This window comes from Erwinia sp. E_sp_B01_1 (assembly GCF_036865545.1).
Lineage (GTDB): Bacteria > Pseudomonadota > Gammaproteobacteria > Enterobacterales > Enterobacteriaceae > Erwinia.
On the sequence record NZ_CP142208.1, the window covers coordinates 1,566,302 to 1,592,315 of the forward strand.

General features: G+C 53.7%; 24 protein-coding genes. 13 read left to right on the forward strand and 11 right to left on the reverse strand.

The features are described from left to right. Positions 1–22: 22 nt before the first annotated feature. On the forward strand, positions 23–1,510 hold the full coding sequence (locus VRC33_RS07625; RefSeq protein WP_338562460.1) for a sugar porter family MFS transporter: 1,488 nt from the start codon (positions 23–25) through the stop codon (positions 1,508–1,510). Positions 1,511–1,616: 106 nt separating this feature from the next. Further along, positions 1,617–3,209, forward strand: coding sequence for an ABC-F family ATPase (locus tag VRC33_RS07630; protein WP_338562462.1), 1,593 nt, complete (start codon positions 1,617–1,619; stop codon positions 3,207–3,209). Between the two features lie 107 nt (positions 3,210–3,316). On the opposite strand, the gene VRC33_RS07635 is transcribed toward VRC33_RS07630, so the two are convergent. The 3 genes from VRC33_RS07635 to moeA form a co-directional block, all read right to left on the reverse strand. After that, positions 3,317–4,864, reverse strand: coding sequence for a sensor domain-containing diguanylate cyclase (locus VRC33_RS07635; protein WP_338562464.1), 1,548 nt, complete (start codon positions 4,862–4,864; stop codon positions 3,317–3,319). A 137-nt stretch (positions 4,865–5,001) separates the two neighbouring features. Continuing rightward, complete coding sequence (gene moeB, locus VRC33_RS07640) at positions 5,002–5,754, reverse strand: molybdopterin-synthase adenylyltransferase MoeB (protein ID WP_338562467.1); 753 nt, start codon at positions 5,752–5,754, stop codon at positions 5,002–5,004. A gap of 1 nt (position 5,755) precedes the next feature. Continuing rightward, the gene (gene moeA / locus VRC33_RS07645; protein WP_338562469.1) at positions 5,756–6,988 is read right to left on the reverse strand and encodes a molybdopterin molybdotransferase MoeA; all 1,233 of its coding nucleotides are present in this window, start codon (positions 6,986–6,988) and stop codon (positions 5,756–5,758) included. Between the two features lie 253 nt (positions 6,989–7,241). On the opposite strand from moeA, the gene VRC33_RS07650 reads away from it, so the two are divergent. The 6 genes from VRC33_RS07650 (at position 7,242) to VRC33_RS07675 (ending at position 14,007) form a co-directional block, all read left to right on the forward strand. Next, positions 7,242–8,204 (forward strand): isoaspartyl peptidase/L-asparaginase, encoded by a 963-nt coding sequence (locus tag VRC33_RS07650; protein ID WP_338562471.1) that lies wholly within the window; start codon positions 7,242–7,244, stop codon positions 8,202–8,204. Positions 8,205–8,213: 9 nt separating this feature from the next. Continuing rightward, positions 8,214–10,067, forward strand: coding sequence for a glutathione ABC transporter ATP-binding protein GsiA (gsiA, locus tag VRC33_RS07655; protein WP_338576957.1), 1,854 nt, complete (start codon positions 8,214–8,216; stop codon positions 10,065–10,067). 44 nt (positions 10,068–10,111) lie between these two features. After that, the gene (gsiB, locus tag VRC33_RS07660) at positions 10,112–11,647 is read left to right on the forward strand and encodes a glutathione ABC transporter substrate-binding protein GsiB (protein WP_338564146.1); all 1,536 of its coding nucleotides are present in this window, start codon (positions 10,112–10,114) and stop codon (positions 11,645–11,647) included. Positions 11,648–11,710: 63 nt separating this feature from the next. Continuing rightward, positions 11,711–12,631 (forward strand): glutathione ABC transporter permease GsiC, encoded by a 921-nt coding sequence (gene gsiC, locus VRC33_RS07665; protein ID WP_338562473.1) that lies wholly within the window; start codon positions 11,711–11,713, stop codon positions 12,629–12,631. A gap of 9 nt (positions 12,632–12,640) precedes the next feature. Further along, positions 12,641–13,540 carry a glutathione ABC transporter permease GsiD gene (gsiD, locus tag VRC33_RS07670; RefSeq protein ID WP_338562476.1) on the forward strand — a complete coding sequence of 300 codons (900 nt, stop codon included), beginning with the start codon at positions 12,641–12,643 and terminating at the stop codon, positions 13,538–13,540. Positions 13,541–13,557: 17 nt separating this feature from the next. Beyond that, positions 13,558–14,007, forward strand: coding sequence for a DUF4385 domain-containing protein (locus VRC33_RS07675; RefSeq protein WP_338562478.1), 450 nt, complete (start codon positions 13,558–13,560; stop codon positions 14,005–14,007). Between the two features lie 147 nt (positions 14,008–14,154). On the opposite strand, the gene rimO is transcribed toward VRC33_RS07675, so the two are convergent. The 3 genes from rimO to VRC33_RS07690 form a co-directional block, all read right to left on the reverse strand. Next, positions 14,155–15,483 carry a 30S ribosomal protein S12 methylthiotransferase RimO gene (gene rimO, locus VRC33_RS07680; RefSeq protein ID WP_338562481.1) on the reverse strand — a complete coding sequence of 443 codons (1,329 nt, stop codon included), beginning with the start codon at positions 15,481–15,483 and terminating at the stop codon, positions 14,155–14,157. Between the two features lie 114 nt (positions 15,484–15,597). After that, positions 15,598–16,020 carry a type II toxin-antitoxin system YafO family toxin gene (locus tag VRC33_RS07685; protein WP_338562484.1) on the reverse strand — a complete coding sequence of 141 codons (423 nt, stop codon included), beginning with the start codon at positions 16,018–16,020 and terminating at the stop codon, positions 15,598–15,600. Between the two features lie 15 nt (positions 16,021–16,035). Continuing rightward, positions 16,036–16,554 carry a hypothetical protein gene (locus tag VRC33_RS07690; RefSeq protein ID WP_338562486.1) on the reverse strand — a complete coding sequence of 173 codons (519 nt, stop codon included), beginning with the start codon at positions 16,552–16,554 and terminating at the stop codon, positions 16,036–16,038. A 226-nt stretch (positions 16,555–16,780) separates the two neighbouring features. Between VRC33_RS07690 and VRC33_RS07695 the strand changes: the two genes are divergently transcribed. Next, complete coding sequence (locus VRC33_RS07695; protein WP_338562488.1) at positions 16,781–17,896, forward strand: PQQ-dependent sugar dehydrogenase; 1,116 nt, start codon at positions 16,781–16,783, stop codon at positions 17,894–17,896. A gap of 99 nt (positions 17,897–17,995) precedes the next feature. On the opposite strand, the gene VRC33_RS07700 is transcribed toward VRC33_RS07695, so the two are convergent. Continuing rightward, positions 17,996–18,652: an HAD family hydrolase gene (locus VRC33_RS07700; RefSeq protein ID WP_338562491.1), complete on the reverse strand. Its 657-nt coding sequence runs from the start codon at positions 18,650–18,652 to the stop codon at positions 17,996–17,998. A gap of 274 nt (positions 18,653–18,926) precedes the next feature. Here VRC33_RS07700 and VRC33_RS07705 point away from each other — a divergent pair, with 274 nt between their 5' ends. Further along, a complete protein-coding gene (locus tag VRC33_RS07705; protein ID WP_338562493.1) occupies positions 18,927–20,126 on the forward strand; it encodes a serine hydrolase in 1,200 nt (399 codons plus the stop codon). 109 nt (positions 20,127–20,235) lie between these two features. Here VRC33_RS07705 and VRC33_RS07710 read toward each other — a convergent pair whose 3' ends face one another. The 3 genes from VRC33_RS07710 to VRC33_RS07720 form a co-directional block, all read right to left on the reverse strand. Then, entirely contained in the window at positions 20,236–21,522 is a 1,287-nt protein-coding gene (locus VRC33_RS07710; RefSeq protein ID WP_338564149.1) for an HAAAP family serine/threonine permease, read from the reverse strand. Between the two features lie 496 nt (positions 21,523–22,018). Next, the gene (gene ybjG / locus VRC33_RS07715) at positions 22,019–22,624 is read right to left on the reverse strand and encodes an undecaprenyl-diphosphate phosphatase (RefSeq protein ID WP_338562495.1); all 606 of its coding nucleotides are present in this window, start codon (positions 22,622–22,624) and stop codon (positions 22,019–22,021) included. Between the two features lie 2 nt (positions 22,625–22,626). Next, positions 22,627–23,358, reverse strand: coding sequence for a phosphatase PAP2 family protein (locus VRC33_RS07720; RefSeq protein ID WP_338562497.1), 732 nt, complete (start codon positions 23,356–23,358; stop codon positions 22,627–22,629). Positions 23,359–23,966: 608 nt separating this feature from the next. Here VRC33_RS07720 and ybjM point away from each other — a divergent pair. Continuing rightward, a complete protein-coding gene (gene ybjM / locus VRC33_RS07725) occupies positions 23,967–24,341 on the forward strand; it encodes an inner membrane protein YbjM (RefSeq protein WP_338562499.1) in 375 nt (124 codons plus the stop codon). A gap of 231 nt (positions 24,342–24,572) precedes the next feature. Here the strand turns inward: ybjM and VRC33_RS07730 are convergent, their stop codons facing one another. Further along, complete coding sequence (locus tag VRC33_RS07730) at positions 24,573–24,836, reverse strand: GrxA family glutaredoxin (RefSeq protein ID WP_338562501.1); 264 nt, start codon at positions 24,834–24,836, stop codon at positions 24,573–24,575. A gap of 190 nt (positions 24,837–25,026) precedes the next feature. Here VRC33_RS07730 and VRC33_RS07735 point away from each other — a divergent pair, with 190 nt between their 5' ends. Together VRC33_RS07735 and nfsA are read left to right on the forward strand one after the other, a co-directional pair. Then, complete coding sequence (locus VRC33_RS07735) at positions 25,027–25,308, forward strand: YbjC family protein (RefSeq protein ID WP_338562504.1); 282 nt, start codon at positions 25,027–25,029, stop codon at positions 25,306–25,308. Beyond that, positions 25,292–26,014, forward strand: a complete 723-nt coding sequence (gene nfsA, locus VRC33_RS07740) for an oxygen-insensitive NADPH nitroreductase (protein ID WP_338562507.1) — start codon at positions 25,292–25,294, stop codon at positions 26,012–26,014. Before VRC33_RS07735 ends, nfsA begins: the two co-directional genes overlap by 17 nt.

Here is a 26,014-nt window from a genome sequence, read left to right on the forward strand (position 1 = left end):
TGATTATGGGGTCAAAAAGATCATGGCAAAAGAACAGTATCTCACTCCCAGCAGGGCCTCTGGCCCTAACAGCGAAACCCGTACCGAACCTTTTGTAAAAATTATCGCTATCGTTGCCACGCTGGGTGGCCTGTTATTTGGATACGATACCGGCGTTATCTCTGGTGCCCTGCTGTTTATGGGCGACGAACTTCATCTCACGCCGTTTACCACCGGTCTTGTCACCAGCTCCCTGCTGTTTGGTGCCGCATTTGGCGCGCTGTTCTCTGGTCACTTTGCCGCTGCAGCCGGGCGTAAGAAAATCATCATTATCCTTGCCGTGCTGTTTGCCACAGGCGCACTGGGAACCGCACTGGCACCGGATGTGCACTGGATGATTTTCTTCCGCCTGGTTCTGGGCGTGGCCGTAGGGGGAGCCTCGGCTACGGTACCGGTCTATATTGCCGAAATCGCACCTGCCAACAAGCGCGGGCAGTTGGTGACGCTGCAGGAATTAATGATTGTCTCCGGTCAGATGCTGGCCTATATCTCCAATGCCGGTTTTAATGCGGCCTGGGGCGGCGAAACCACCTGGCGCTGGATGTTAGCCGTCGCCACCATTCCTGCCGTGGCCCTGTGGTTTGGGATGATGTTCATGCCTGACACCCCACGCTGGTACGCGATGAAAGGTCGCCTGGCAGAGGCGCGTAAAGTCCTGGAACGCACCCGCGCCAAAGCCGATGTGGAGTGGGAGCTGGCCGAGATTGAAGAAACGCTCTGTGAAGATGAAAACAAAGCGAAGCCAGGACTGCGTGAACTCCGGAAACCCTGGTTATTTAAACTGTTCCTGATTGGTGTGGGGATTGCTGTTATTCAGCAACTGTCGGGCGTGAACACCATTATGTATTATGCGCCGACCATGCTGAAAGCGGTGGGGATGAGTACCGACTCAGCCTTGTTCGCCACCATTGCCAATGGCGCTATCTCCGTGTTGATGACATTTGTCGGCATCTGGCTGCTGGGGAAAATAGGTCGCCGCACCATGACGATGATTGGGCAGTTTGGCTGTACCGCCTGTCTGCTGTTTATCGGTGCCGTCAGCTATTTTATGCCTGAAACCATCAATGGCGAAGTTGACGTGTTCCGGGGCTATATGGTGCTGCTGGGTATGCTGATGTTCCTCAGCTTCCAGCAGGGGGCGCTATCACCGGTTACCTGGCTGTTGCTCTCTGAGATCTTCCCGACCCGTCTGCGCGGCATCTTTATGGGCGGCGCAGTCTTTGCGATGTGGATCGCCAACTTCCTTATCTCTCTGGCCTTTCCGGTCCTGCTTTCAAGCGTGGGCCTGGCGGGTGCCTTCTTTGTCTTCGCCTTTATCGGCCTGTTCGGCGCTGCGTTTGTGATTAAATGCGTCCCTGAAACCCGTAACCGCAGTCTGGAACAGATTGAGCATTACCTGCATGACTGGCTGAATGATGAGGTGGAAACGCGTCCGGTGCCGGCTCCGAAACGTGAAGCAGAAAGCCACTGACGGAAAGTAAAAGCAGTAGCTGGGGTGGCGGTGTATTCGCCGCCCCTTTTTTTGGCATAATGCGCGCTGATTCACATTCCTCACATCGCAAACGAAAGGCAATCCTGTGCTAGTTTCCAGCAACGTCACCATGCAGTTTGGCAGTAAGCCGCTGTTCGAAAACATCTCTGTCAAATTTGGCGGCGGCAACCGCTATGGCCTGATCGGTGCCAACGGCAGCGGCAAGTCCACCTTTATGAAAATTCTGGGTGGGGATTTAGTTCCTTCTGCCGGTAACGTGGCGTTGGATCCCAACGAACGTATCGGTAAGCTGCGCCAGGATCAGTTCGCCTTTGAAGCGTTCAGCGTGCTGGACACGGTGATCATGGGCCACGGCGAGCTGTGGGAAGTGAAAGAAGAGCGTGACCGCATCTATGCGCTGCCAGAGATGAGCGAAGAAGACGGTTACAAAGTGGCCGATCTCGAAGTCACTTACGGCGAGATGGACGGTTACACCGCTGAAGCCCGTGCAGGCGAACTGCTGTTAGGCGTGGGTATTCCGCTGGAACAGCATTACGGCCCGATGAGCGAAGTGGCACCGGGCTGGAAGCTGCGTGTGCTGCTGGCGCAGGCGCTGTTCTCAAACCCGGAAATCCTGCTGCTCGATGAACCGACGAACAACCTGGACATCGATACCATTCGCTGGCTGGAGCAGGTGCTGAACGAACGTAACAGCACCATGATCATCATTTCGCACGACCGTCACTTCCTGAACATGGTCTGCACCCATATGGCTGACCTGGATTACGGCGAGCTGCGCGTATTCCCTGGCAACTACGATGAGTATATGACGGCGGCGACCCAGTCACGTGAGCGTCTGCTCTCTGATAACGCCAAGAAAAAAGCGCAAATCAACGAACTGCAGTCGTTTGTCAGCCGCTTCAGCGCGAACGCCTCCAAGTCCCGTCAGGCAACATCCCGTGCCAAGCAGATCGACAAAATCAAGCTGGAAGAAGTTAAAGCTTCCAGCCGTCAGAACCCGTTTATCCGCTTCGATCAGGACAAGAAACTGTTCCGTAACGCCCTGCAGCTTGAATCCCTGACTAAAGGTTTCGATCAGGGTCCACTGTTTAAGAACGTGAATCTGCTGCTGGAAGTGGGTGAAAAGCTGGCGATCATCGGTCCGAACGGTATCGGTAAAACCACGCTGCTGAAAACGCTGGTGGGTGAACTGCAGCCGGATAACGGTGAAGTGAAATGGTCTGAGAATGCCCGTATTGGTTACTACGCGCAGGATCACGCCCATGACTTTGCTAACGACCTGAACGTTTTCGACTGGATGAGCCAGTGGAAACAGGAAGGCGACGACGAGCAGGTTATCCGCGGTATTCTGGGTCGTCTGCTGTTCAGCCAGGATGACATCAAAAAGCCGGCTAAGGTGCTCTCCGGTGGTGAGAAAGGCCGTATGCTGTTCGGTAAGCTGATGCTGCAAAAGCCTAACGTGCTGATCATGGATGAACCAACCAACCACCTGGATATGGAATCCATCGAAGCGATCAACATGGCGCTGGAGATGTACGAAGGCACGCTGGTGTTTGTTTCTCACGACCGTGAATTCGTCAGCTCGCTGGCTACCCGCGTGATTGAAATGACCCCAGGCAAGTTCAAAGACTTCACCGGCAACTACGAAGACTACCTGCGTAGCCAGGGCATTAACTGATTCTGTTGTTGCACTGATTGCCACAAGAGGGGATCGCCAGATCCCCTTTTTTTATGCCTGAAATCTGCTCATAATGGCGCGTCAAATCCTCTCAACTCACCATCCTGTTACAGCACTTCCACCCGGTTTTTTCCCAGAGTTTTTGCCTGATACAGCGCTTTATCTGCCTGACTGATCAAGGTGTGGCGATCGAAGGCCGTAAGACCGGCTGGCATGATATGCAGACCGACGCTGATGGTGACCACTTTGCTGGGGTGATCGCTGTTCTGATGAGGAATGCCCATCTCTGCCACGGCCTCTACCGCGCCCCTGGCAAAGCGCAGAGCTTCTTCCTGCGTGGTATCGCGCAGGATCACCGCAAACTCTTCTCCCCCATAGCGGGCAATCAAATCATCGGGAGGGTGGGAAACCGTCAGCAGCGCATCTCCGACTCTCTTCAGGCAGTCATCACCCGCAAGATGGCCATAGGTATCGTTAAACCGCTTGAAAGAATCCACATCGATCATCAGTAACGCCATCGGCTTTCTTAATTTCAGCGATCGTTCCAGGCTGTGGTCCAGATAGAGATCGAACTGCCTGCGATTGGCCAGCCCGGTCAGGCTGTCCACCAGGGCCAGAGTTTGCAGCGTGCGGTTCATACTGGTGAGCTGATCGCGTACCTGGGTCAGTTCCGCCTGATCGCGGATGTGCTGACTTAAATTTCGCAGCAGAAAATAGCCCAGCGTGATGATCACCAGCAATAACAACGCGCCCAGTATCATATAAACCAGCAGATCAGTTAACCAGGCCTTTACCAGCAGGGCCTTTTCGTAACCAACCACCACCACCAACGGATAACGTTTCATACTCGCATAGCCGAATATCCGTTCAACACCGTCGAGGGCGGCCTTATAAGTTGCTGTACCTTCAGGTGAGGCTTTCAACAAATCGGTGAACAGGGGGCTTTTTGCGGCGATATTGCGGTTGATCATTTCATTGCCGTAGGGACGGGCATACAGCACGTTGCCGCTGCTGAGGATCAGTGCCAGCATTCCGCGATCGCCCAGGTTGTAGTAACTGAAAATCTGGCGGAAATAGTTGACCCTGAGGGTGGCGAGCAGCACGCCGCGGAAGGAGCCATCGCGATTATTTAACCGCATTGAGACCGGAATGATCCATTCACCCGTAGTCCGGCTGCGGATCACATTACTGATGAGCGCCCCGGGATCGGTATGCGTCTTGTGCCAGATGAAATAGGCGCGGTCGTTATTCGGCTGGTGTTGCTTCAGTAAACCTTCTGAAGTGACCACCCAGTTGCCCTGGTCATCATAAACAAACAGGCCGTGCAGCTGAGGAAGCGAAGTTTTGCGTTCGCTGAGCAGGATACGCAGATAGGTCAGCCTTTCATGATCCAGACCGACCAGTGAGATACGGTCCCGCAGATCCTGGAGCGTCAGGTCAATGGGCAGAATTGAGTCTTCAGACTGGCGTGAAACGGATTGCGAAAGATTGCGGGCATCTTTTTGCACTTCATGATTCAGGCGTTCCCAGCTGTTGATCATCACCCAGCATGAGACAAGCAGCACCGCGCTGACGATCACCAGCAAAAAGGTAATCAGCATCCGGCGCAGGTTGTGAATGCTGAGATCGGTTTGTCTCTCCGGCTCCCTGGCCATCAGTTATTTTCCCTTTTTGCTGGTGTTATCATTGACTGATTATAGTGCCAGCAGGAAAAGCGCGTTGTTTTTCCTTTCAAAACCTCTTATGGAGTGAAAAATAGCTTCCGGCAGATGCGATTGGGATGAAGAAATTATCAACCGCCGCACACTTCGCAAGCCGGATCTTTCGCCAGTTTGATTTCGCGAAATTGCAGAGTCATCGCATCATACATCAGCAGTTTTCCTGCCACGCTGTTGCCGTAATCGGCCAGCAGCCGGATAGCTTCCATCGCCTGCAGGGAACCGATCACTCCCACCAGCGGCGCCATCACACCCGCCTCCACACAGCTTAGCGTGGACTCGCCAAATAAACGGCTTACACAACGGTAGCAGGGCGCATCCTCCTGCCAGCGGAACACGCTGATCTGGCCTTCCATGCGAATGGCCGCGCCGGAAACCAGCGGCGTTTTGCTGGCATAACATAGCCTGTTCAACTGTTCTCGCGTGGAGACGTTATCGGTACAGTCCAGCACCACATCGTGGCGAGAAATCAGCGCCAGCAACGCCTCGTCATCAAGCTGCCGGTCAACCGTTTCCAGGGTGATATGCGGATTGATGGCGCTGAGCTGTTGACGTGCTGATTCCACTTTCGCCACGCCAATCTGGCTGTCGCGATGCAGAATCTGACGTTGCAGATTGGAGAGGGAGACGCTGTCAAAATCCAGCAGCGTGAGATGCCCCACGCCAGCGGACGCAAGCCAGGGGCTGGCTGCACAGCCTAAACCGCCCAGACCGACGATCAGCGCTTTTGAGGCTTTGAGCTTCTCCTGCCCGTCGAAGTCAAAACCCCGCAGCACAATCTGACGATTGTAACGCAGGCTCTCTTCATCACTGAGTTCCGGCAGCATCTCAGCCCTCCAGCAGACTGTTAAAGGGTTCGACCTCAACCCAGTCGCCGGCTTCAACGTTGCCCCGTTCACGCTCCAGTACGATAAAGCAGTTGGCCTGGCTGAAAGAGCTGAAGATATGGGAACCCTGTGGCCCGGTCGTCAGTACTTCCAGTTCGCCCTGCGCATTGCGCTGCAACAGACCACGCTGGAAATCGAGGCGGCCCGGCGACTTTTTCAACGCGCTGGCCGTTTTTACCCGCTGCCGGGGAGGCAGCGCTGGACCCTGCTGACCGGTGAGTTTTGCCAGTAAAGGCTGAACCAGTTGATAAAAGGTCAGGGCGGCCGAGACCGGGTTGCCTGGCAGGCCGCAGAACCAGCTGTCGGTCAGGCGGCCAAAAGCGAAAGGTTTGCCGGGTTTGATTGCCAGCTTCCAGAAGCTGATCTCACCCAGCTCTTCCAGCATGCTTTTGGTGTAATCCGCTTCACCCACTGACACGCCGCCGCTGCTGATCACCACATCGGCCTGACTGTCTGCCTGGCGGAATGCGTCGCGCAGCGCCTGCGGATCGTCACGGATAATGCCGAGGTCAATCACTTCACAGCCGAGCTTGTCCAGCATCAGGTGAACAGCAAAGCGGTTGGTGTCATAAATCTGACCCTCGGCAAGCGGTTGCCCCACGGGCTGAAGTTCATCGCCGGTTGAGAACACGGCGACACGAAGCTTACGCAGCACCTGCACTTCGGGAACGCCCAGCGAGGCTAGCAGGGGAAGTTCAGCGGCTCCGAGACGGGTTCCCGCCTTGAGAACCGTGGCTCCCTGCACAATATCTTCGCCCGGCAGGCGGATATTCTGGCCCTGGAAAACTTCAGCGTTAATGCGGATTGACTCGCCATCCTGCTCCGTCTGTTCCTGCATCACCACCGCTTCGGTTCCCGGAGGAACGGGAGCACCGGTCATAATGCGTACGCAGCTTCCCGCTGGCCACTCGCCCTTAAAGGGAGCGCCAGCAAAGGCTTTTCCGGCAATGCTCAGCGGCTGCATGGAGAGTTCCGCCAGGCGCAGCGCATAACCATCCATCGCGGAGTTGGCGAAAGGCGGCACGTTAACCGGCGAGGTTACGGCGCAGGAGGTGATACGTCCGGCGGCGGCTGGCAGGGGCAGGATTTCTGTTTCGGTCACGGGCGAAACAGCCGCCAGCATTGTTGCCAGCGCATCGTCAAGCGAGATCAAACCCGCGGTAAAGGCTTCCATAATGTCTCCAGCGTGACCTGAGGGTCAGGCAGTCATCCAGTTAAGAGGGCGTTATTATGGCGCGAATTCCCCGCCGGGTCACGCGAACCCAGGACCGGTTATAAGACAGAACCTTTGGGTATTATCAGCCAGCGAACATTCTGCTTTACATCACTTTACAGCCTGCCTATAGTCGAAAACGGCTTAATACTTAAGAATTTCATTCTAACTCAGTGTTTTTCATGCTGATTTGAGACGCAGGGTAAACCGGATTATGGTCAGAGCAGTCATCGCAATTCACGGTGGTGCTGGCGCAATCGCCCGCGCCAGCATGAGCGCAGAGAAAGAGCAGCGTTATATTCAGGCCCTGTCAGAGATTGTCACCAGTGGGCAGGCGATCCTTGCAGGCGGCGGGAGCGCCCTTGATGCCGTGACCGAGGCGGTGCGCCTTCTGGAAGAGTGCCCGTTGTTTAACGCGGGTAAAGGTGCCGTCTTTACCCATCAGGGCACCCACGAGCTGGATGCCTGCGTAATGGACGGACGCACACTGGAAGCGGGCGCGGTGGCGGGCGTAACCAGAGTGCGTAACCCGGTGCTGGCCGCCCGTTCGGTACTGGAAAAAAGCCCTCATGTGCTTTTTATTGCTGAAGGGGCAGAGCAATTTGCCGCTGAGCAGGGGCTGGAACAGGTTTCACCTGACTTTTTCTCCACGCCTGAGCGCTGGGATCAGTTACAGCGCGCGCTACACTCCGATCGCGCCGTGCTGGATCATGATGGTGCAGCGCAGACTTCGGACGATCCCCTGGATCCCGATCGCAAGTTCGGCACTGTCGGTGCCGTAGCGCTTGATCTCTCTGGCAACCTGGCAGCAGCAACCTCAACCGGCGGCATGACCAACAAACAGGCCGGACGCGTGGGTGATTCGCCGGTTATCGGCGCTGGTTGTTATGCGAACAACGCCAACGTCGCCGTCTCCTGTACCGGCACCGGCGAGGTCTTTATGCGTACTCTGGCCGCTTATGATATTGCCGCGCTGATGGAATACGCCGGACTGTCACTGAAAGAAGCCAGCGACCGCGTGGTGATGGAAAAAATTCGGGTTCTCGGTGGAAGCGGCGGCGTTATTGCCGTCGATCGTGACGGCAACGTTGCGCTACCCTTCAACAGCGAAGGCATGTACCGGGGCTATGGCTACGTCGGCGATGCGCCGAACGTAGGTATTTACCGCGAAGAATAAGGATGCAGGATGTCGGTGACCACTGACCTGCCTGCCGGGCAGGTACTTTCAGTCAGAAACCTCAGCGTCAGCTTCCGTCAGGAAGAGGGGGTTGTACACGCGGTGAAAAACCTGTCGCTGGATGTTCAGCGTGGCGAAACGCTGGCTATCGTTGGTGAATCGGGTTCCGGAAAATCCGTCACCTCGCTGGCGCTGATGCGTCTGGTAGAGCAGGGCGGTGGCAGCATCGACAGCGGGGAGATATGGCTGCGCAGGCGTAACGATCGGCTGGTCAATCTGGCCAGCGCCCGTCAGTCACAACTGCGTGGCATTCGTGGTGCCGATATGGCGATGATTTTCCAGGAGCCGATGACCTCGCTGAACCCGGTCTTTGCGGTGGGGGAACAGATTGCCGAATCTATTCGTCTGCATCAGGGCAAAAGCCATCGCGAAGCGCTGAAAGAAGCGGAGCGGATGCTGGATCTGGTGCGCATTCCCGAAGCTAAAAACGTGCTTTCACGCTTCCCGCATCAGCTCTCTGGCGGTATGCGTCAGCGGGTGATGATTGCGATGGCGCTCTCCTGCCGGCCTGCGCTGCTGATCGCTGATGAACCTACCACCGCGCTGGATGTAACCATTCAGGCACAAATTTTACAGCTGATCCGCGTGCTGCAAAAAGAGATGCAGATGGGGGTGATATTTATCACCCACGATATGGGCGTGGTGGCCGAAATGGCCGATCGCGTGCAGGTGATGTATCGCGGTGACGTGGTGGAAACCGGCCCGGTCGACGCCATTTTCCAGAACCCGCAACAGCCCTATACCAAAGCTCTGCTGGCCGCTGTCCCCAAACTAGGCTCAATGACAGGGCAGCCTTTCCCGGCAAAATTCCCGCTGATTACTCAGCAGGAGGGCGAAATACAGATCCCTCAGGATACGGTAGTGGCCGGGAGTGAACCGGTATTACAGGTCAGGGATCTGGTTACCCGCTTTGATATCCGCAGTGGCATTCTGAATCGCGTTACCCGGCGGGTACACGCGGTGGAAAAAGTCAGTTTCGACCTGCGCCGTGGCGAGACGCTGGCGCTGGTGGGTGAATCCGGCTGTGGTAAATCCACCACCGGACGCTCTTTACTGCGCCTGGTCGAAAGCCAGGGGGGCAGCATCACCTTCGACGGTAAACGGATTGATAACCTGTCCGGCGCGGCGCTTTCTCATCTGCGGCGCGATATCCAGTTTATTTTTCAGGATCCTTATGCCTCGCTGGATCCCAGACTGACCGTCGGTTTCTCAATCATGGAGCCGCTGCTGGTTCACGGGCTGGCGAAAGGGCAGGAAGCGGAAAATCGGGTGGCCTGGCTGCTGGAACGTGTTGGCCTGCTGCCGGAACATGCAAGACGCTATCCGCATGAGTTCTCCGGAGGACAACGCCAGCGAATCTGTATCGCCCGCGCGCTGGCGTTGAATCCAAAAGTAGTGATTGCCGACGAATCCGTTTCGGCACTGGATGTCTCTATTCAGGCGCAGATCGTGAATCTGATGCTCGACCTCCAGCGGGAATTTGGCATCGCCTTCCTGTTTATTTCCCATGATATGGCAGTAGTAGAGCGCATCAGCCATCGCGTGGCGGTGATGTACCTCGGGCAGATTGTGGAAATTGGTCCACGCCAGTCGGTTTTTGAAAATCCTCAGCATCCTTATACCCGCAAGCTGATGTCTGCCGTGCCGGTGGCCGATCCCAGCCATCGTCGTCGTGAACGAGCCTTGCTGGTGGACGAAATACCCAGCCCGATCCGTGCCCTTGGGGACGAACCGATCGTGGCGCCGCTGACCGAAGTCAGTGCCGGACACTATGTTGCCCGTCATGCCATTGGCGGTGTCTGATTTGCTGCACAACAACAAGGACTTCAGGAGATGAACGTAAAATGATGATTCATAGCAAACGTAAGTTACTGTTAACCGCCGGTTTACTCAGCAGCTTTGCCGCCGTTCCCGCCTGGGCGGCGAAAGACGCGGTGATTGCTGTAGGCTCCAATTTCACCACCCTGGATCCCTACGACGCAAACGATACCCTGTCGCAGGCGGTGGCCAAATCTTTCTATCAGGGCCTGTTTGGTTTTGACAAAGAGATGAAGCGGGTAAACGTGCTGGCCGAAAGTTTTGACGCCAGCAAAGATGGGCTGACCTATACCATCAAATTGCGCAGCGGCATCAAGTTCCAGGACGGCACCGACTTCAACGCAGAAGCGGTCAAGGTCAACCTGGATCGCGCCAGCAATCCGGATAATCATCTCAAACGCTACAACCTGTTTAAGTCTGTGGCGACCACGGAAGTGGTAGATCCCACCACCGTTAAAATCACCCTGAAACAGCCTTTCTCCGCCTTTATCAACACTCTGGCCAGCCCGGCAGCAGCGATGATTTCACCCACCGCGTTGAAAAAATATGGCAAAGAGATTGGCTTCCATCCGGTGGGAACCGGCCCGTATGAGCTGGAAACCTGGAATCAGACCGATTTCGTCAAGGTGAAAAAATTTGCCGGCTACTGGAAGAAGGGCTATCCGAAGCTCGACACCATCACCTGGCGTCCGGTAGTGGATAACAATACCCGTGCAGCGATGTTGCAAACCGGCGAGGCGAACCTGGCTTTCCCGATCCCTTACGAGCAGGCCAAACTGCTGGAGAAAAATCAGAAGCTGGATCTGGTGACCTCTCCTTCCATCATGCAGCGTTATATCAGCTTCAACGTGACGCAGAAACCGTTCGACAATCCTAAAGTGCGTGAGGCGATTAACTACGCCATCAACCGTCAGGCGCTGGTTAAGGTCGCCTTTGCCGGTTACGCAACCCCGGCTACCGGGATTGTGCCGCCAGCCATTCAGTACTCACAGGCTTACCCGGCTCCGGAATATAACCCGGCCAAAGCACGTGAGTTGCTGAAAGAAGCGGGCTTCCCGAACGGTTTCACCACCACCCTGTGGTCTTCTCACAATCACAGCACCGCGCAAAAAGTGTTGCAGTTCACCCAGCAGCAGCTGGCGCAGGTGGGCATTAAAGCCACCGTAACGGCTATGGATGCCGGTCAGCGTGCCGCCGAAGTGGAAGACAAAGGCCAGAAAGAGAGCGGTGTGCGGATGTTCTACACCGGCTGGTCTGCCTCCACCGGCGAAGCAAACTGGGCGCTGACGCCGCTGTTTGCCACCCAGTCCTGGCCCCCGACTATCTTTAATACCGCCTTCTACAGTAATGCTCAGGTGGATAAAGATCTTACCGATGCGTTGAACACCACCGACGGTGAGAAGAAGGCTGCGCTCTATAAAGATGCCCAGGATCGTATCTGGAAAGATCAGCCCTGGGTGCCCCTGGTGGTGGAAAAACTGGTTTCGGCCAACACCAAAAATTTGACGGGCTTCTATGTCATGCCTGACACCTCGTTCAGCTTTGACGACGCCGATCTGAAGTAAACCCCGCTTATGCATCGCGCCTCTCTCACGGGAGGCGCGGCTGTCTGAGGCGCAGGAAAACGCATGCTCAACTATTTTATCCGACGATTACTGGGACTGATCCCCACGCTGCTGATTGTGGCGGTGCTGGTGTTCCTGTTTGTACATATGTTGCCGGGCGATCCGGCTCGTCTGATTGCCGGACCGGAAGCTGATGCCACAGTGGTAGCGATGGTACGCCAGCAACTCGGACTCGATCAGCCTCTTATCCAGCAGTTCTGGCACTTTATCATCAACGCCCTGCAGGGCGATTTTGGTCAGTCGATGGTCTCTAAACGCCCCGTCTCGGGCGAGATTGCCGCGCGCTTTTTCCCCACCCTGTGGCTGACGCTCAGCAGCATGCTGTGGTCGGTTATCTTCGGCATGACCATCGGCATTATCTCTGCCGTGTGGCGTAATCGCTGGCCTGACCGCATCGGCATGACCCTGGCGGTCTCCGGCATCTCCTTCCCGGCCTTTGCGCTGGGGATGTTGCTGATGCAGGTCTTTTCCGTAGAGTTAGGCTGGCTGCCCACGGTTGGGGCGGACAGCTGGAAGCACTATATTTTACCCTCCATCACCCTGGGTGCGGCAGTAGCGGCAGTGATGGCTCGCTTCACCCGAGCCTCCTTTGTCGAGGTGATGCAGGAAGATTATATGCGTACCGCGCGAGCCAAAGGCGTGCGTGAAACCCTGGTGGTGGTGAAACACGGTTTACGCAACGCAATGATCCCGGTGGTGACCATGATGGGCCTGCAGTTCGGCTTCCTGTTGGGAGGCTCAATTGTGGTTGAAGTGGTCTTTAACTGGCCCGGTCTGGGACGGCTGCTGGTGGACTCGGTAGAGATGCGCGATTACCCGGTGGTGCAGGCAGAAGTGCTGCTGTTCTCGCTGGAATTTATTCTTATCAACCTGGTTGTGGATATGTTGTATGCCGCCATCAACCCCGCGATACGTTACAAATAAGGACTCGCGATGAAAAACTGGCGACGTAGCGCGGCACTGTCCGCGATGCCAACGATAAACCGCGTGCGGACGCCCTGGGGTGAATTCTGGCGTCGATTCCGTCGGCAACCCGTGGCGATGATAGCCGGGGCGTTTGTGCTGCTGTTGATCCTGGTCGCGGTGCTTGCTCCCTGGCTGGCGCCCTTCGATGCGGAGAACTATTTTGACTACGACAGGCTCACTGAAGGGCCTTCGTCGATGCACTGGTTCGGCGTGGACTCTCTGGGGCGGGACATTTTCAGCCGCGTGCTGCTGGGCACCCGCCTGTCGCTGATTTCCGGTTTCTTTTCCGTAGCCATCGGCGCGGCAATAGGTTCGGTGCTGGGGCTGCTGGCAGGCTATTACGAAGGCTGGTGGGATCGGATTATCATGCGCATCAGCGACGTGCTGTTTGCCTTTCCGGGGATCCTGCTGGCGATTGCCGTGGTGGCGATCATGGGTTCCGGTATGTCTAATGTGATCATTGCCGTAGCCATCTTCAGTATTCCGGCTTTCGCCCGCCTGGTGCGGGGTAACACGCTGGTGCTGAAGCATATGACCTTTATTGAGTCAGCCCGCAGCATTGGCGCCTCTGATTTCACCATCGTGATGCGCCATATTCTGCCGGGGACTATCTCCTCAATTGTGGTCTATTTTACTATGCGTATTGGAACATCAATTATCACTGCTGCCAGCCTCTCATTTCTGGGTCTTGGCGCACAGCCGCCGACGCCGGAATGGGGCGCAATGTTGAATGAAGCTCGCGCGGATATGGTGATGGCGCCGCATGTGGCCATCTTCCCAAGCCTGGCGATTTTCCTGACCGTGTTGGCCTTCAATCTGTTGGGTGACGGGTTACGCGATGCGCTGGATCCTAAACTGAAAACCTGAATGACCAGGAGCAGGCGATGAAAGAGTTCGATTATCAACAGGATTTCAAAAATATTGATTTTCGCCAGCATCCTGAACTTTATCAGGTGGGGCGAGGAGAGCAGGGGGTGCTGAGTGTCGAGCCCTATAAAGCGGAAATACTGCCACACTGGCGTTTTAAGACGCCAGCCATTGCCGAAGAATCGTCGAAAAAAATCATGCAGATGTTCGAAGATTATCGCAAAGCGGATGATTTCGTGGGCATGGATATGGCCCGCAAGTTTATTCAGATGGGTTACACGCGAGCCAGGCGCTATGCCAACCATAAAGGCGGTAAGAAATACGGCGTTGACCGCGAGCTGTTGCCTTATGAGGTGAACGAAGAGAAGGCCGCCGCCGCCGCTATTTTCAAAACCTGCTGGGATAAGCTTCGCGCCGATGAAGATTATCTTCGCCGCAAGAAACAGCATCAGAAGCAGTACAGCTGACCGGGCAAAAGAACCCGTGTCTGAACAGGACAAAAGCGGATGTATGTTGCCTGGGGGGTTGTATGGAAACCCTGATGGTGGACAGTGAAAGCAGCAGATTTTGCAGATTCTGGCCGCCGGAAGGGCAGGCGGCCAGTAAAATAACGCTTAGATTTTTGTCGCCCAGAGGTCATATTCGTCGGCGTTATCCACCTTCACGCGGACAACGTCGCCAGGCTTCAGCGTTTTCTCACCGTTCAGATAAACCGAACCGTCGATTTCAGGGGCATCCGCCATGCTGCGGCCAATCGCGCCTTCTTCATCCACTTCATCGATAATCACCAGAATTTCACGGCCGATTTTTTCCTGCAGCCGTTCAGCAGAGATGGTCTGCTGGAGTTGCATAAAGCGATCGTAACGCTCGTCCTTCACGGACTCCGGGATCTGATCCGGCAGATCGTTTGCGCCAGCGCCTTCAACCGGGCTGTAGCGGAAACATCCCACACGATCCAGACGCGCCTCTTTCAGGAAGTCGAGCAGCATCTGGAAATCTTCTTCGGTTTCACCTGGGAAGCCGACAATAAAAGTCGAACGCAGCGTCAGATCCGGGCAAATTGTGCGCCAGCGTTTGATGCGTTCCAGCGTGCGCTCAACGGCGCCCGGACGTTTCATCAATTTAAGAATGCGCGGGCTGGCGTGCTGCAGAGGAATATCCAGATAAGGCAGAATTTTACCTTCCGCCATCAGTGGGATCACGTCATCCACATGCGGGTAAGGGTAGACATAATGCAGACGCACCCATACGCCGAGTTTACCCAGTTGCTCACACAAGCTGACCATGCTGGTTTTCACCGGCGATCCGTTCCAGAAACCGGTACGGTGCTTTACATCCACGCCGTAAGCAGAAGTATCCTGCGAAATGACCAGCAGCTCTTTTACGCCAGATTCGGCCAGGCGTTTCGCTTCATCCAGCACTGAACCGATCGGGCGGCTGTCGAGATCGCCACGCATGGAAGGAATGATGCAGAAGGTGCAGCGATGGTTGCAGCCTTCGGAAATTTTCAGATAAGCATAGTGACGTGGCGTCAGCTTCACGCCCTGTTCCGGCACCAAACTCAGGAAGGGATTGTGCGCAGGCTTGGGAACATATTGATGCACGTGCGACAGCACCTGCTCATAGCTGTGCGGCCCGGTGATCTCCAGCACTTTGGGATGCACTTCACGGATCTGGTTTTCTTTTGCGCCCAGGCAACCGGTAACGATCACTTTTCCGTTTTCATTCAGTGCTTCACCGATCGCTTCCAGCGATTCCTGTACCGCGCTGTCGATAAATCCGCAGGTGTTAACGATGACGATTTCAGCATCGTCGTAGCGCGGCACGACTTCGTAGCCTTCAATTCTCAGTTCAGTGAGGATGCGTTCTGAATCGACGAGGTTTTTGGGGCAGCCTAAAGAGACGAATCCGACTCGTGGTGCCGTTGTTGTATTTTGCGACATGACTTACCTGTTTAGCACAGCAATTTTGCGCGGGATTTTACCCATCTCTGAGCAGGATTTATATAGCAATATTAAGACCAGGGAGATTCTCTGGAAAATGAGGAGGGACCGATTTCAGTTCCTGTCACGGAAGTTATTCGCAATTTGGGAAAAGTAACTAAGTAAGCGAGTATCCTGTCCCGACATCTTTTTATGTGCGTCAGGTGAGATTACAGCCAGCAAGCTGAAGTGATACTCGTCGCTGAAGCCAAAAGTATAGATAAGATAATCGTTACTTGTTCGTCTGAATTGACGACGCTGACCGTTGAAATCGTTGCCTGAAAGATCAAGGTGAATATGCCAAACCTGACTGTCACGGTATTGCGCAGGAAAATCAAACTGCACATCGCGGCCAAAAAGCACCGATCGGGCACATTGTTCTTTGTATAGCCTGAAGTCGGAAAGTAGCTGCGCTTTTAACTGAGGATATTTGATAAATGCAGGGGTGAAAAATTGCGACAAAGTCTCGGCATTATAATCGACTGTAACCTTTGTCATTGCTTCACTCCCTGATCAATGAATTTGGTTTGCGGCCTGATTCCCAACAGACAAGAGATGGCGCATTGCTACCGGGTCGACCGAAGTAACAATGCTTTCGGTATCAGCAGTTATCTGGTCTGTCAGATGAAGGAGGCTTTTTGCCGCCGTTGTAGCCGCCTGAAGTGCTTTATAGCAGGTTACGACTTCTTCAGAAGTGGTAACTTCAAGCTGGCGTTGAATCAGCGAGACCATCCCAGCCATAACTACATAATCAGCAGCTACCGTGCCCCGGAATTCCATTGCCAGTTGCTCAGCCCTGCCGAAATCAGAATCACCCAGCGTGAGAAGCTGGGAATAAATATGTTGAGAAGAAGCTTTGATTCCTTCCAGCAATTCAAGAATCTCGGTGAGATTCAGCGTATCGCCAAAACTGGAAACCTGATTCCTGATATGACTTTCAGCTTTGCTTTCACTGAGCGCGGGTTCACCTTGTGTTCCCACAAAGGCAAGCAGAGCAGTCATAATGTAGGTCAGGGTATTTTGTTTTTTCATCTCATTCTCCAGTCCGGTGTAAGGCTTACCAGAAGGCCAATTCTACCTCAACACTTTATCTGATTCTAACGATTAAACAGGAAACGGAATACGCTTCGTATAAGTAACATCTTTACTTGTGCTAAAAGCGTCACGGCACCTGCGACGCTTAATGTTTTGTAAAAACAGCGCCTTTTTCAGCACGTTTCACTAAGTTTAACGGACATCCTCACTCCGGAGAGCAGGCATGCCTCGTCTATTTTCATTGTGTTTACTGGCTGGTTCGATGTTGATGGCCCAGCCTGTGCTGGCTGAAAAGGTCAGCGTGGAACAGTTACAAAAAGGGTTGGATCACCCCTGGGCCGTGGCGTTTCTGCCGGACAATCAGGGCATGTTGATTACTGAACGTTCAGGGCAATTGCGCCACTGGCAGCAGGGCAAGGGGTTGTCCGATCCGGTTGCTGGCGTGCCGAAGGTATGGGCGCAGCGGCAGGGTGGTTTACTGGATGTCGTGCTGGCGCCGGACTTCAGCCAGAACCGCCGCGTCTGGCTGACCTATACCGAAGCCGATGAGGCAGGCCGCGCAGGGGCTGTTGTCGGATACGGAACCCTGAGCAGGGATGCCACTCAACTGACTGACTTTAAAGTTATTCTCCGCCAGCAACCTCAGCTCTCCAGCGGCGCTAATCTGGGCTCCCGTCTGGCCTTTGATGATAAGGGTTATCTGTTCATCACCTTTGGCGATAATTTCCAGGCTGAGTCCTCTCAGGACCTGGGCGCGCTGACCGGTAAAGTGATTCGTCTCAAGGGGGATGGCAGCATTCCTGAAGATAATCCTTTTGTGGGTAAACAGGGCGCCAGGAGCGAAATCTGGAGTTATGGCGTGCGCAATCCTCAGGGACTGGCATTTAACACCCGGACGCAGCAAATGTGGGAAAGCGAGCACGGCCCGCGTGGAGGGGACGAAGTCAATATTGCCGGAAAAGGGAAAAATTATGGCTGGCCGTTAGCGACGTATGGCATTGATTACAGCGGAGCAAAAGTGCCCGGTTCGACGGGGGAAAAGGTGGCGGGAACCGAGCAGCCACTATTCTGGTGGAAAGTCTCCCCGGCACTCAGCGGCATGGCCTTCTACAACGGCACGCGCTTCCCTGAATGGAAAAATTCGCTGTTCATTGGCGCATTAAAAGACCAAAGCCTGATTCACCTGACGATAAATGGCGATAAGGTGGAAGAAAAAGAGCGGTTGCTCAAAGATCGCGGCGAACGGATACGGGATGTGCGCATGGGGCCGGATGGCTATCTTTATGTGCTGACTGATGAGTCAGACGGCAAACTGCTTAAGATCGGTCTGGAGAAATAACAGAGCAAACGGCATAAAATCGTTTAAACCAGGGTAAGCTTCCGGCCGGCTTACCCTGTACAGAGCGTCAGAACCCGTTACAACACGACAGGTATGCCATCACCTTTCCCAGCGACAGACTTCCCAGCCACGCTGCTGCGCCAGTTGATGCAGTGGTTCAGCGGGATTGATAACGTGCGCATGGTCAGCATGTTCCAGCAGCGGCAGGTCGTTCATGGAGTCGCTGTATGCCCAGGTTTTCGCGAAAGCACTGTTATTCTGAATCGCCAGCCAGTCATTCAGACGGGTTACTTTACCTTCCCTGTAGGTCATGGTGCCGTAGGTCAGTCCACTGTAGCGGTCATCAACAATTTCCACGCCAATAGCCAGTGCGCCGTGGGCACCAAGCTGCTCAGCAATCGGGACGACAAGATGTTCACCACTGGCAGAGACCACCATCACCGTATCTCCACGCTCTTGATGCCACGCCATTTTTTCGCGGGCTGAGGGATAGACGCGGGGCAGGATATCACGCTGAATAAAGCGCCTGACCCAGCCGGAAACCGTCAGCGTACCCCTGCCTGTCAGGGGGGAGAGTGTGGTCGCCATATACTCCTCCATCGACAAAGATCCCTGATAGTACTGGGCCATTAACGCCTGTTCCTGCTCTATCAGCTCTGCCGGAGCAAAGCCCTGGGATACCAGCCAGCGTAGCCACAGTCCGGTACTGTCCTCACTTATCAACGTTTCATCCAGATCAAACAGCGCTAAATCCATCTTCAGACTCCTCAGAAAAACTTTGTTCAGGTTAGCGGGATTTTGTGACTGGCTTAACTGATCTGCGAAAAATCGGAATTTATCCTGGTTTCAGTAGCGCAAGCAGGCTAAAAAAACCGCAACATCAGGACATATCCCAGATTTATCTAATAAACTCTGAATAACTTTACAGTAATGCTGTTCTTTTTACGGCCGGAAAACGTTAGCGTAGCAGGGTTTCCGCCCGTCACGCTTCGAAAATATTTACCTTTCAAATGGATACTTGGGTCTCGCCATGAAGAAATCGCTGCTCTCCACCCGCGTCATCACTGTGACCGCTACCTCATGTTTACTGGTCACGCTCTCAGCCAGAGCTGAAGAAGCGCCTGCACCTCCTCAGATTGAAGCCAAATCCTGGATATTACTCGACTACAACAGCGGGAAAGTGCTGACGGAATCACATGCTGATGACCGTCTTGACCCGGCAAGCCTGACAAAAATGATGGCCAGTTACGTGGTGGGGCAGGCGCTTAAGGCTAAAAAAATCACCAACGACGATATGGTGACCGTAGGTAAAGATGCCTGGGCTACGGGCAATCCGATCCTGCAGGGTTCCTCTCTGATGTTTCTTAAGCCCGGAGATCGCATCCCTGTTTCAGAACTCAACAAAGGAATTATTATCCAGTCTGGTAATGACGCCAGTATTGCACTGGCAGATTATGTCGCCGGTAGCCAGGATTCCTTTGTGGGGTTGATGAACAACTATGTTCAGGCATTGGGGCTGAAAAATACCCATTTCAAAACGGTACACGGGCTGGATTCCGAAGGGCAGTACAGTACGGCAAGGGACATGGCCCTGATTGGTCAGGCGCTGATCCGCGATGTTCCGGAAGAGTATGCGCTACATAAAGAGAAAGAGTTCACCTTCAACCGCATCCGTCAGCATAATCGCAACCGGCTGTTGTGGAGCACTAACCTGCAGGTCGACGGCATCAAAACGGGCCATACCGCTGGCGCCGGAAACAATCTGGTCGCCTCCGCAGTGAGCGGGGATCAGCGTCTGATTTCAGTGGTGCTGGGGGCTGCAACGGATGGGATTCGCTTCCGCGAGAGTGAAAAACTGCTTACCTGGGGTTTCCGGTTCTATGAAACCATTACCCCTATCAAGGCGGATAAGCCGTTTTCGACCCAGCGCGTCTGGTTCGGGGATAAGAAAGAGGTCAATCTGGGGGTTGCTAAGGATGCCGCCATTACGTTGCCGAAAGGGCAGATCAAAAATCTCAAGGCCAGCTTCACGCTGTCTCAGCCTCAACTTACTGCGCCGCTGAAGAAAAATCAGGTGGTGGGGACCATTAATTTCCAGCTTGACGGCAAAACTGTTGAACAGCGTCCGCTGGTGGTGATGGAAGAGGTAAATGAAGGCGGATTCTTAAGCCGGATGTGGGATTTTGTGATGATGAAGATGACCGGCTGGTTTGGGAAATGGTTTTCCTGACAATCTGAACCAGGCTGGTTTGATAAGCGGGCTGGAGCAGGATTGAAACAGGCGGGGTCGACCGAAGTCAGGACCCGCAAAAGGGGGCGAAAATTCGCCCCCTTTTCGATCAGGCTACCAAATCATAAGCTATTGCTGAAATAGCAATCAGACCCAGCAGCACCACAAAGAGGTTGCTGATTTTACCGCTGTACTTGCGCATCGCAGGCACTTTGTTGATGGCATACATCGGCATCAGGAACAGCAGAACGGCAATGACCGGTCCACCCAGAGTTTCGATCATTCCCAGAATACTGGGATTCAGGGTCGCTACCAGCCAGGTGGTGATCAGCATAAAGATGGCGGTGATGCGGTTCAGTCGGGATTCCGGTAACGCTTTACCTTTCTCACCCAGCGATTTCACAATCAGCCCGTTAAAGCCTTCGCGCGCCCCGAGATAGTGGCCCAGGAAGGATTTAGTGATCGCCACCATGGCGATGATGGGTGCCATCCAGGCCATAAGCGGTGTATCAAAATGGTTAGCCAGATAGGACAAAATTGAGATGTTTTGGGCTTTCGCCTCTGCCAGATTCTCCGGCGACAGACTCAGTACGCAGCTGAACACGAAGAACATCACCGTTATCACCATCATCAGATGACTGCGGGCGAGGATCCTTGAGCATTTCCTTTCTGCTTCTTCGCCATACTCTTCGCGTTTAGCTACTGCAAAAGCTGAGATGATTGGGGAGTGGTTAAAAGAGAACACCATCACCGGAATGGCGAGCCACAGGGTCATCCACAGGCCGTTCCCGCTGCCCGCCAGGCTGACATTATGGAAAATCGAGCTGTTCCAGTGAGGGATCAAAAACAGCGCCAGCGCCATCAGTACCAGTACGAACGGGTAGACCAGTACGCTCATGGTCTTCACGATCATCTCTTTGCCGAATCGCACAATCATCATCAGGCCAACAATCAGGATCAACGCCAGCAGCGCTCTTGGCGGGGCCTGCAGATGAAGCTGATGCGTCATAAAGCTTTCAACCGTATTGGTGATCGCCACGCTGTAGACCAGCAATATCGGGTAAATGGCAAAGAAGTAGAGCAGGGTGAGCAGCTTACCCGCACCTGCACCAAAATGCTCCTCCACCACACCGGTGATATCTTCCCCCACTTTTCGCCCTGACAAGACAAAACGGCACAGGCCACGGTGGGCGAAGAACGTCATCGGGAAAGCGAGCAACGCCATAATGATCAGTGGGATCAGGCCGCCAATCCCGGCATTGATAGGCAGGAACAGAACGCCAGCACCGATGGCCGTACCGTACAGGCCCAGCATCCACATCGTATCGCTTTTACGCCACGAGGCGGCGTCTTGCGCCCCCGTCAGCGGCAGGGTTGCCGTTTTGGATGAATTCATCATGATCTCCAGATTAAAAACAGTAAAGTAAAGGTGCCGGATAAGAAATAACCAGACGGGCACTTTTTAATTTATGGCTCTCCAGGAGTGGGCGACACTTTACCATCTGAAATCGAAGAAGGAAGGGGAAGAAAATCAATTTCTGGCGATCCGAATCACAACATTGAAATAATTATCAGAGCTATGTGTTGTAAGGCTATTTTAACGACGTTCAATATTCTGCTGTTAAGCCTTTAGAATGGTTTTTTTCACTGGTCATTTTACTGATTTCATTGGTTAAATATTGTTCGGTTGGGTATGAAAAAGTCCAGAACGGAATTTTTTTTGTTTTAAATCATTGATTTAATTTGTTTGTGCGTGAGGGGGAGTTCTTTTTTACAGGATTTGCGCAACACGACAGAGAAATATTTTAAATCGGCTATCGTGTTGCGCAATAAATCGGAATGTTATTTAACCGTTATTTTCCTTCTTAAAAGCAGGCCGTATTAACAACATACTAATTACGTACCCAGCCTTTACGAATCGGCACAGCAAACACCAGACGATAAAGGGAGGAAATATTCTGTAATAAACGCCGGCCACAGAAATACCAGGCGACCTCAGCAAACAGGCAGGAAAGTCCTCCTACCAGCAGGCCGCCCAGCATATCCGCAGGCCAGTGAACGCCAAGATAGATTCGTGACCAGGCAATAGCCAGGCTGACTCCCATCAGGATCGCTCCGGACCAGACACGGTGCCAGCAGAGAAAAGCGATAGCGAAGGTAAAGATTGCGGTGCCGTGATCGCTCGGGTAGGAATCATCTGGCGCATGAGGAAGAAACTGATGACCCAGTCCCACCACGAATGGCCGGGCGTGAGGAAACAGATTACCGATGCACCAGGAGATGGTCAGGGCATAGGCCAGCGCAATCCCGGTCTTCAATACCAGCGTGCGCTGCGTTCCCAACTGTCGATCTGATCCCCACAGCCACATAGCCACCACGGCAAGAGGCGCTATCGCAATCAGGTCGCGGGCAATAAATGTCGCCAGCGAAATCAGCCAGCCCGGCGATTCAGGGGTGGCATTTATCCACAGAAACAGCGTCCGGTTCAGCTCTTCCATCGTTAATCATTCCTCGTCTTGTTCAGCAGGTGCGAGACGCACCAAAAAGTTAAACACTGGCTAAGCCAAACCCACCAGCCAGCCCATAAATTGTGCGAGAGGAAATGTGCCCCCCGCATTAACTGGCCATAGCCCATCAGCATTCCCAGCGTGGCTCCCAGAGCAAAGCAGGCCCAGGCCAGAGTCGGCCTGCGTGGCCAGAACCAGAAAAACAGCGCCATAACCCCAAATCCACTGGACGCATGGCCACCAGGAAAGCAGCGGCCGGGTCCACTGTCGGCAGGCACCGCTGAGAACAACGGATATGAGACGGCCTTACCGCCAAATTCAATCAAATCCCACGGGCACGAATGAGCACTGGTCGCCTTCAGGATCCCGACAACCGCCGGACCGATGCCGACCAGCAGAGCGACTAACACCAGTCGGGGATTGCGATTAAAAAGCCCTTTAAATAAGGCTGACAGCGTCAGCCCAATTACGAGGTCTTTAAGCAGCCGGTGATTGATCAGATCCAGCCAGCGATTATCTTTCCACGGGAATTGCTGTGTTACCGGGTCATACCAGACTCTGGTAAGCGCGATATCCCAGGCTTCGTGACGGGATAGCCAGGTTAAAATCAGCCCGGTGACGGCCAGTAAGATCAGCTGCACAAGATAGAAGCGGCGGGGCAGAAGATAAATAGTCTCGCTCCGAATCAGGCGAATGGTTTGGGATTTGTTAAGAATTGATGGCATTTTTATGGCTACCAGATGAATAAGAGGATCTGAGTGCCAGGATACTTAACAGGGGTTAAGGAAACATTAAGAGAGGAGAAGAGCGTCGGGTAGGGGACTTAAAAGAAAAAAACCCGCTAATCATCAGATTAACGGGCTCCGCAATTTAGGGATTTCAAAGAAAAGCAGTGGCACTAATTAGGACTGCACGAGAATATAAAAGTTCTCGAAAGGGAAAAAATATTTTTTTTGACGCGTTCAGCGTAAAACAATGAAAAAACAGCCCGGCGTTTAATTAAGAATGTTCTTATAAAACCGCAGCTTACTTCACTTGCCACACCAGCCCTAAACACGGTGTCTTTTCATTTTAACAACTCCGCGACTTTTAGGGGTGTGATGTAACGTCCTGTTTACCAGTAACTTGTTGAAGTGAATCGGAATTTATTCTATATTCACTTCGCTGCCAGCAGAGCAGCGGCAATATTCCGCCACTACCGCGAATTTCAGCCCTGAGTCTTAATTAAGACTCTTCAAGATGTTTTTTTCATTCTTTCAACCAGCAACAGCCGCGACGTTGTATCGGCACTCTTTCAGTTTTTATCTTAAAAACATAGCCGGGAGAAGTTCCTATGGTATTTAAAGGGATGTCATGGACGGGTGTCATTGCCTGTTTTGTCCTTTACTGCCTCGTTTTTGTGGCCGTGCGTTATGAAATGAACCTCGACAGTATTATGCAGACCAAACCCCGGCTGGGGCTGCTAATGTTTGGCGTACCCGGTGCCATTGCGGCGCTGACCTCCAGAGAGGCTCCTCTGACAGTGGCGCTGGCGGGCGCGTTTCTGGCAACGCCTCTGGTGCTGCTGGGGCTCCATATTTCTCTGGCAGAGCAGGGGTCTTTGTTACAGGAGTTAGCTTTTATTACCAGCGCAATATTCTGGTGCGGCTCGGGCGCATTACTGATCATGTTACTGAGAACGCTGTGGGGAAATAAGGAGCCATTCTGATTTATGCCGGGCGACTTGCATTGATGCTCTGAGGGGAAATGCTGAATAGCTTGCTCACTGTCAGCCCAGTTTCGCGGTTCACTGACTAAGGCTAAGCAGGCCGATTGGTACAGTGTAAAATATACAGAGCGTTCAGGGTGCAGGGTGAATTTCAGGCAATAAAAAAGGCCGATATTATCGACCTTTTTTGTTCAGACAGCCGCTACTTTTCAGCAGCAGTTTGCCCGGAGCTTACTGGAACAGGCCCAGATTAGCTTTCGCATAGGCTTCGAAGTCTGTGCATCCACCGATGTGGTTTTGATCCAGGAAAATCTGTGGCACGGTTTCTACCGGCTTGCCAACGGTTTTTTCCAGGTCAGCCTTGGTGATGCCTTCGGCGTGAATATCAATATAACGGAAGTTAAAATCTTCACGTTCTTCAGTGAGTTTTTCAGCCAGTTCTTTCGCACGGACACAGTAAGGACAGCCTGGACGCCCAAAGATTACTGCAAACATAGGTTTCTCCTCAAAGGTCGGGATTTATGTGATACACATCACAACTTATCTGCTATTGGCGGATATGATGCCCGCTTCAACTGGGGAAGGGAAGAAGGAATTACCTGTTGATCTGATTCGTGCAGGCTATGCAGAGACTTCCGGGCCTTTTCTTACCGGCAGTCAGGTATCCCGTTAAAGGAGAGTCGCTGTGCAAGCTTTTAGTCGTATACCGAAAACCTTACTGGTACTGGAGGGGGTAGGCGGAATTCTGCTGGTGCTCTCTTACTTCACGCTGCATCAGATGCTACCCTTGCCAGCACCTTTTACCGGCCCGCTGGCCGCCACCGTCATGATATTTGCCGGGATTGCCCTGATGCTTCCTGCCGCGACAGTGATGATGTGGCGCACGGCCAAAGCGATGGCGCCGGACCTTTTTAACGTCAAACGTGACGGAAAATCCCCAGGAGATAAGCATGACGCCGACCATTGAGCTCCTTTGCTCGCACCGATCCATTCGGGCCTTTACCGAACAGCAGATTGAGGATCCTCAGCGTGAGGCGATTCTGGCGGCTGCCCAGTCCGCGTCCAGCTCCAGTTTTTTACAGTGTTCTTCTATTATTCGCATTACCGATAAAACGCTGCGTGAAAAACTGGTTGGCCTGACCGGCGGACAGCAATATGTCGGAAAAGCCGCTGAATTCTGGGTGTTCTGCGCAGATTTCAACCGCCATCTGCAGATTTGCCCTGAGGCTAAACTGGGCCTGGCAGAACAGCTGCTGCTGGGCTGTGTCGATACTGCTCTGATGGGGCAAAACGCAATGGTAGCAGCAGAATCCCTGGGGCTGGGCGGCGTGTTTATCGGCGGCATCCGTAACAGCATCGCTGAAGTGACCGAACTGCTTGGCCTGCCTGAATATGTCCTGCCGCTGTTTGGCCTTTGCCTCGGCTGGCCAGCTCAGTCTCCTCAACTTAAGCCGCGCATGCCGGCAGCGATGCTGGTTCACGAAAATCAGTACCAGCCTGTCGATCCTCAGGTGCTTGCTGCCTATGACGGTGAGCAGGAAGAATATTATCTCTCGCGTGAGAGTAACCCACGCCGTGAGAGCTGGAGTGAACATATCCAGAAAACCATTATCAAAGAAAGCCGCCCGTTTATGCTGGACTACCTGCATCGGCAGGGTTGGGCAACGCGGTAA

Excerpts from the sequence above, each read along its gene's own strand:
- VRC33_RS07685 (WP_338562484.1), bottom strand. The coding sequence starts at position 16,020 with ATGACAAAGGTTACAGTCGATTATAATGCCGAGACTTTGTCGCAATTT.
- VRC33_RS07650 (WP_338562471.1), top strand. The coding sequence starts at position 7,242 with ATGGTCAGAGCAGTCATCGCAATTCACGGTGGTGCTGGCGCAATCGCC.
- VRC33_RS07625 (WP_338562460.1), top strand. The coding sequence starts at position 23 with ATGGCAAAAGAACAGTATCTCACTCCCAGCAGGGCCTCTGGCCCTAAC.
- VRC33_RS07690 (WP_338562486.1), bottom strand. The coding sequence starts at position 16,554 with ATGAAAAAACAAAATACCCTGACCTACATTATGACTGCTCTGCTTGCC.
- nfsA (WP_338562507.1), top strand. The coding sequence starts at position 25,292 with ATGACGCCGACCATTGAGCTCCTTTGCTCGCACCGATCCATTCGGGCC.
- moeB (WP_338562467.1), bottom strand. The coding sequence starts at position 5,754 with ATGCTGCCGGAACTCAGTGATGAAGAGAGCCTGCGTTACAATCGTCAG.
- gsiA (WP_338576957.1), top strand. The coding sequence starts at position 8,214 with ATGTCGGTGACCACTGACCTGCCTGCCGGGCAGGTACTTTCAGTCAGA.
- rimO (WP_338562481.1), bottom strand. The coding sequence starts at position 15,483 with ATGTCGCAAAATACAACAACGGCACCACGAGTCGGATTCGTCTCTTTA.
- gsiC (WP_338562473.1), top strand. The coding sequence starts at position 11,711 with ATGCTCAACTATTTTATCCGACGATTACTGGGACTGATCCCCACGCTG.
- VRC33_RS07675 (WP_338562478.1), top strand. The coding sequence starts at position 13,558 with ATGAAAGAGTTCGATTATCAACAGGATTTCAAAAATATTGATTTTCGC.
- VRC33_RS07695 (WP_338562488.1), top strand. The coding sequence starts at position 16,781 with ATGCCTCGTCTATTTTCATTGTGTTTACTGGCTGGTTCGATGTTGATG.
- VRC33_RS07720 (WP_338562497.1), bottom strand. The coding sequence starts at position 23,358 with ATGCCATCAATTCTTAACAAATCCCAAACCATTCGCCTGATTCGGAGC.
- VRC33_RS07710 (WP_338564149.1), bottom strand. The coding sequence starts at position 21,522 with ATGAATTCATCCAAAACGGCAACCCTGCCGCTGACGGGGGCGCAAGAC.
- VRC33_RS07705 (WP_338562493.1), top strand. The coding sequence starts at position 18,927 with ATGAAGAAATCGCTGCTCTCCACCCGCGTCATCACTGTGACCGCTACC.
- moeA (WP_338562469.1), bottom strand. The coding sequence starts at position 6,988 with ATGGAAGCCTTTACCGCGGGTTTGATCTCGCTTGACGATGCGCTGGCA.
- gsiD (WP_338562476.1), top strand. The coding sequence starts at position 12,641 with ATGAAAAACTGGCGACGTAGCGCGGCACTGTCCGCGATGCCAACGATA.
- gsiB (WP_338564146.1), top strand. The coding sequence starts at position 10,112 with ATGATTCATAGCAAACGTAAGTTACTGTTAACCGCCGGTTTACTCAGC.
- ybjG (WP_338562495.1), bottom strand. The coding sequence starts at position 22,624 with ATGGAAGAGCTGAACCGGACGCTGTTTCTGTGGATAAATGCCACCCCT.
- VRC33_RS07730 (WP_338562501.1), bottom strand. The coding sequence starts at position 24,836 with ATGTTTGCAGTAATCTTTGGGCGTCCAGGCTGTCCTTACTGTGTCCGT.
- VRC33_RS07635 (WP_338562464.1), bottom strand. The coding sequence starts at position 4,864 with ATGGCCAGGGAGCCGGAGAGACAAACCGATCTCAGCATTCACAACCTG.
- ybjM (WP_338562499.1), top strand. The coding sequence starts at position 23,967 with ATGGTATTTAAAGGGATGTCATGGACGGGTGTCATTGCCTGTTTTGTC.
- VRC33_RS07700 (WP_338562491.1), bottom strand. The coding sequence starts at position 18,652 with ATGGATTTAGCGCTGTTTGATCTGGATGAAACGTTGATAAGTGAGGAC.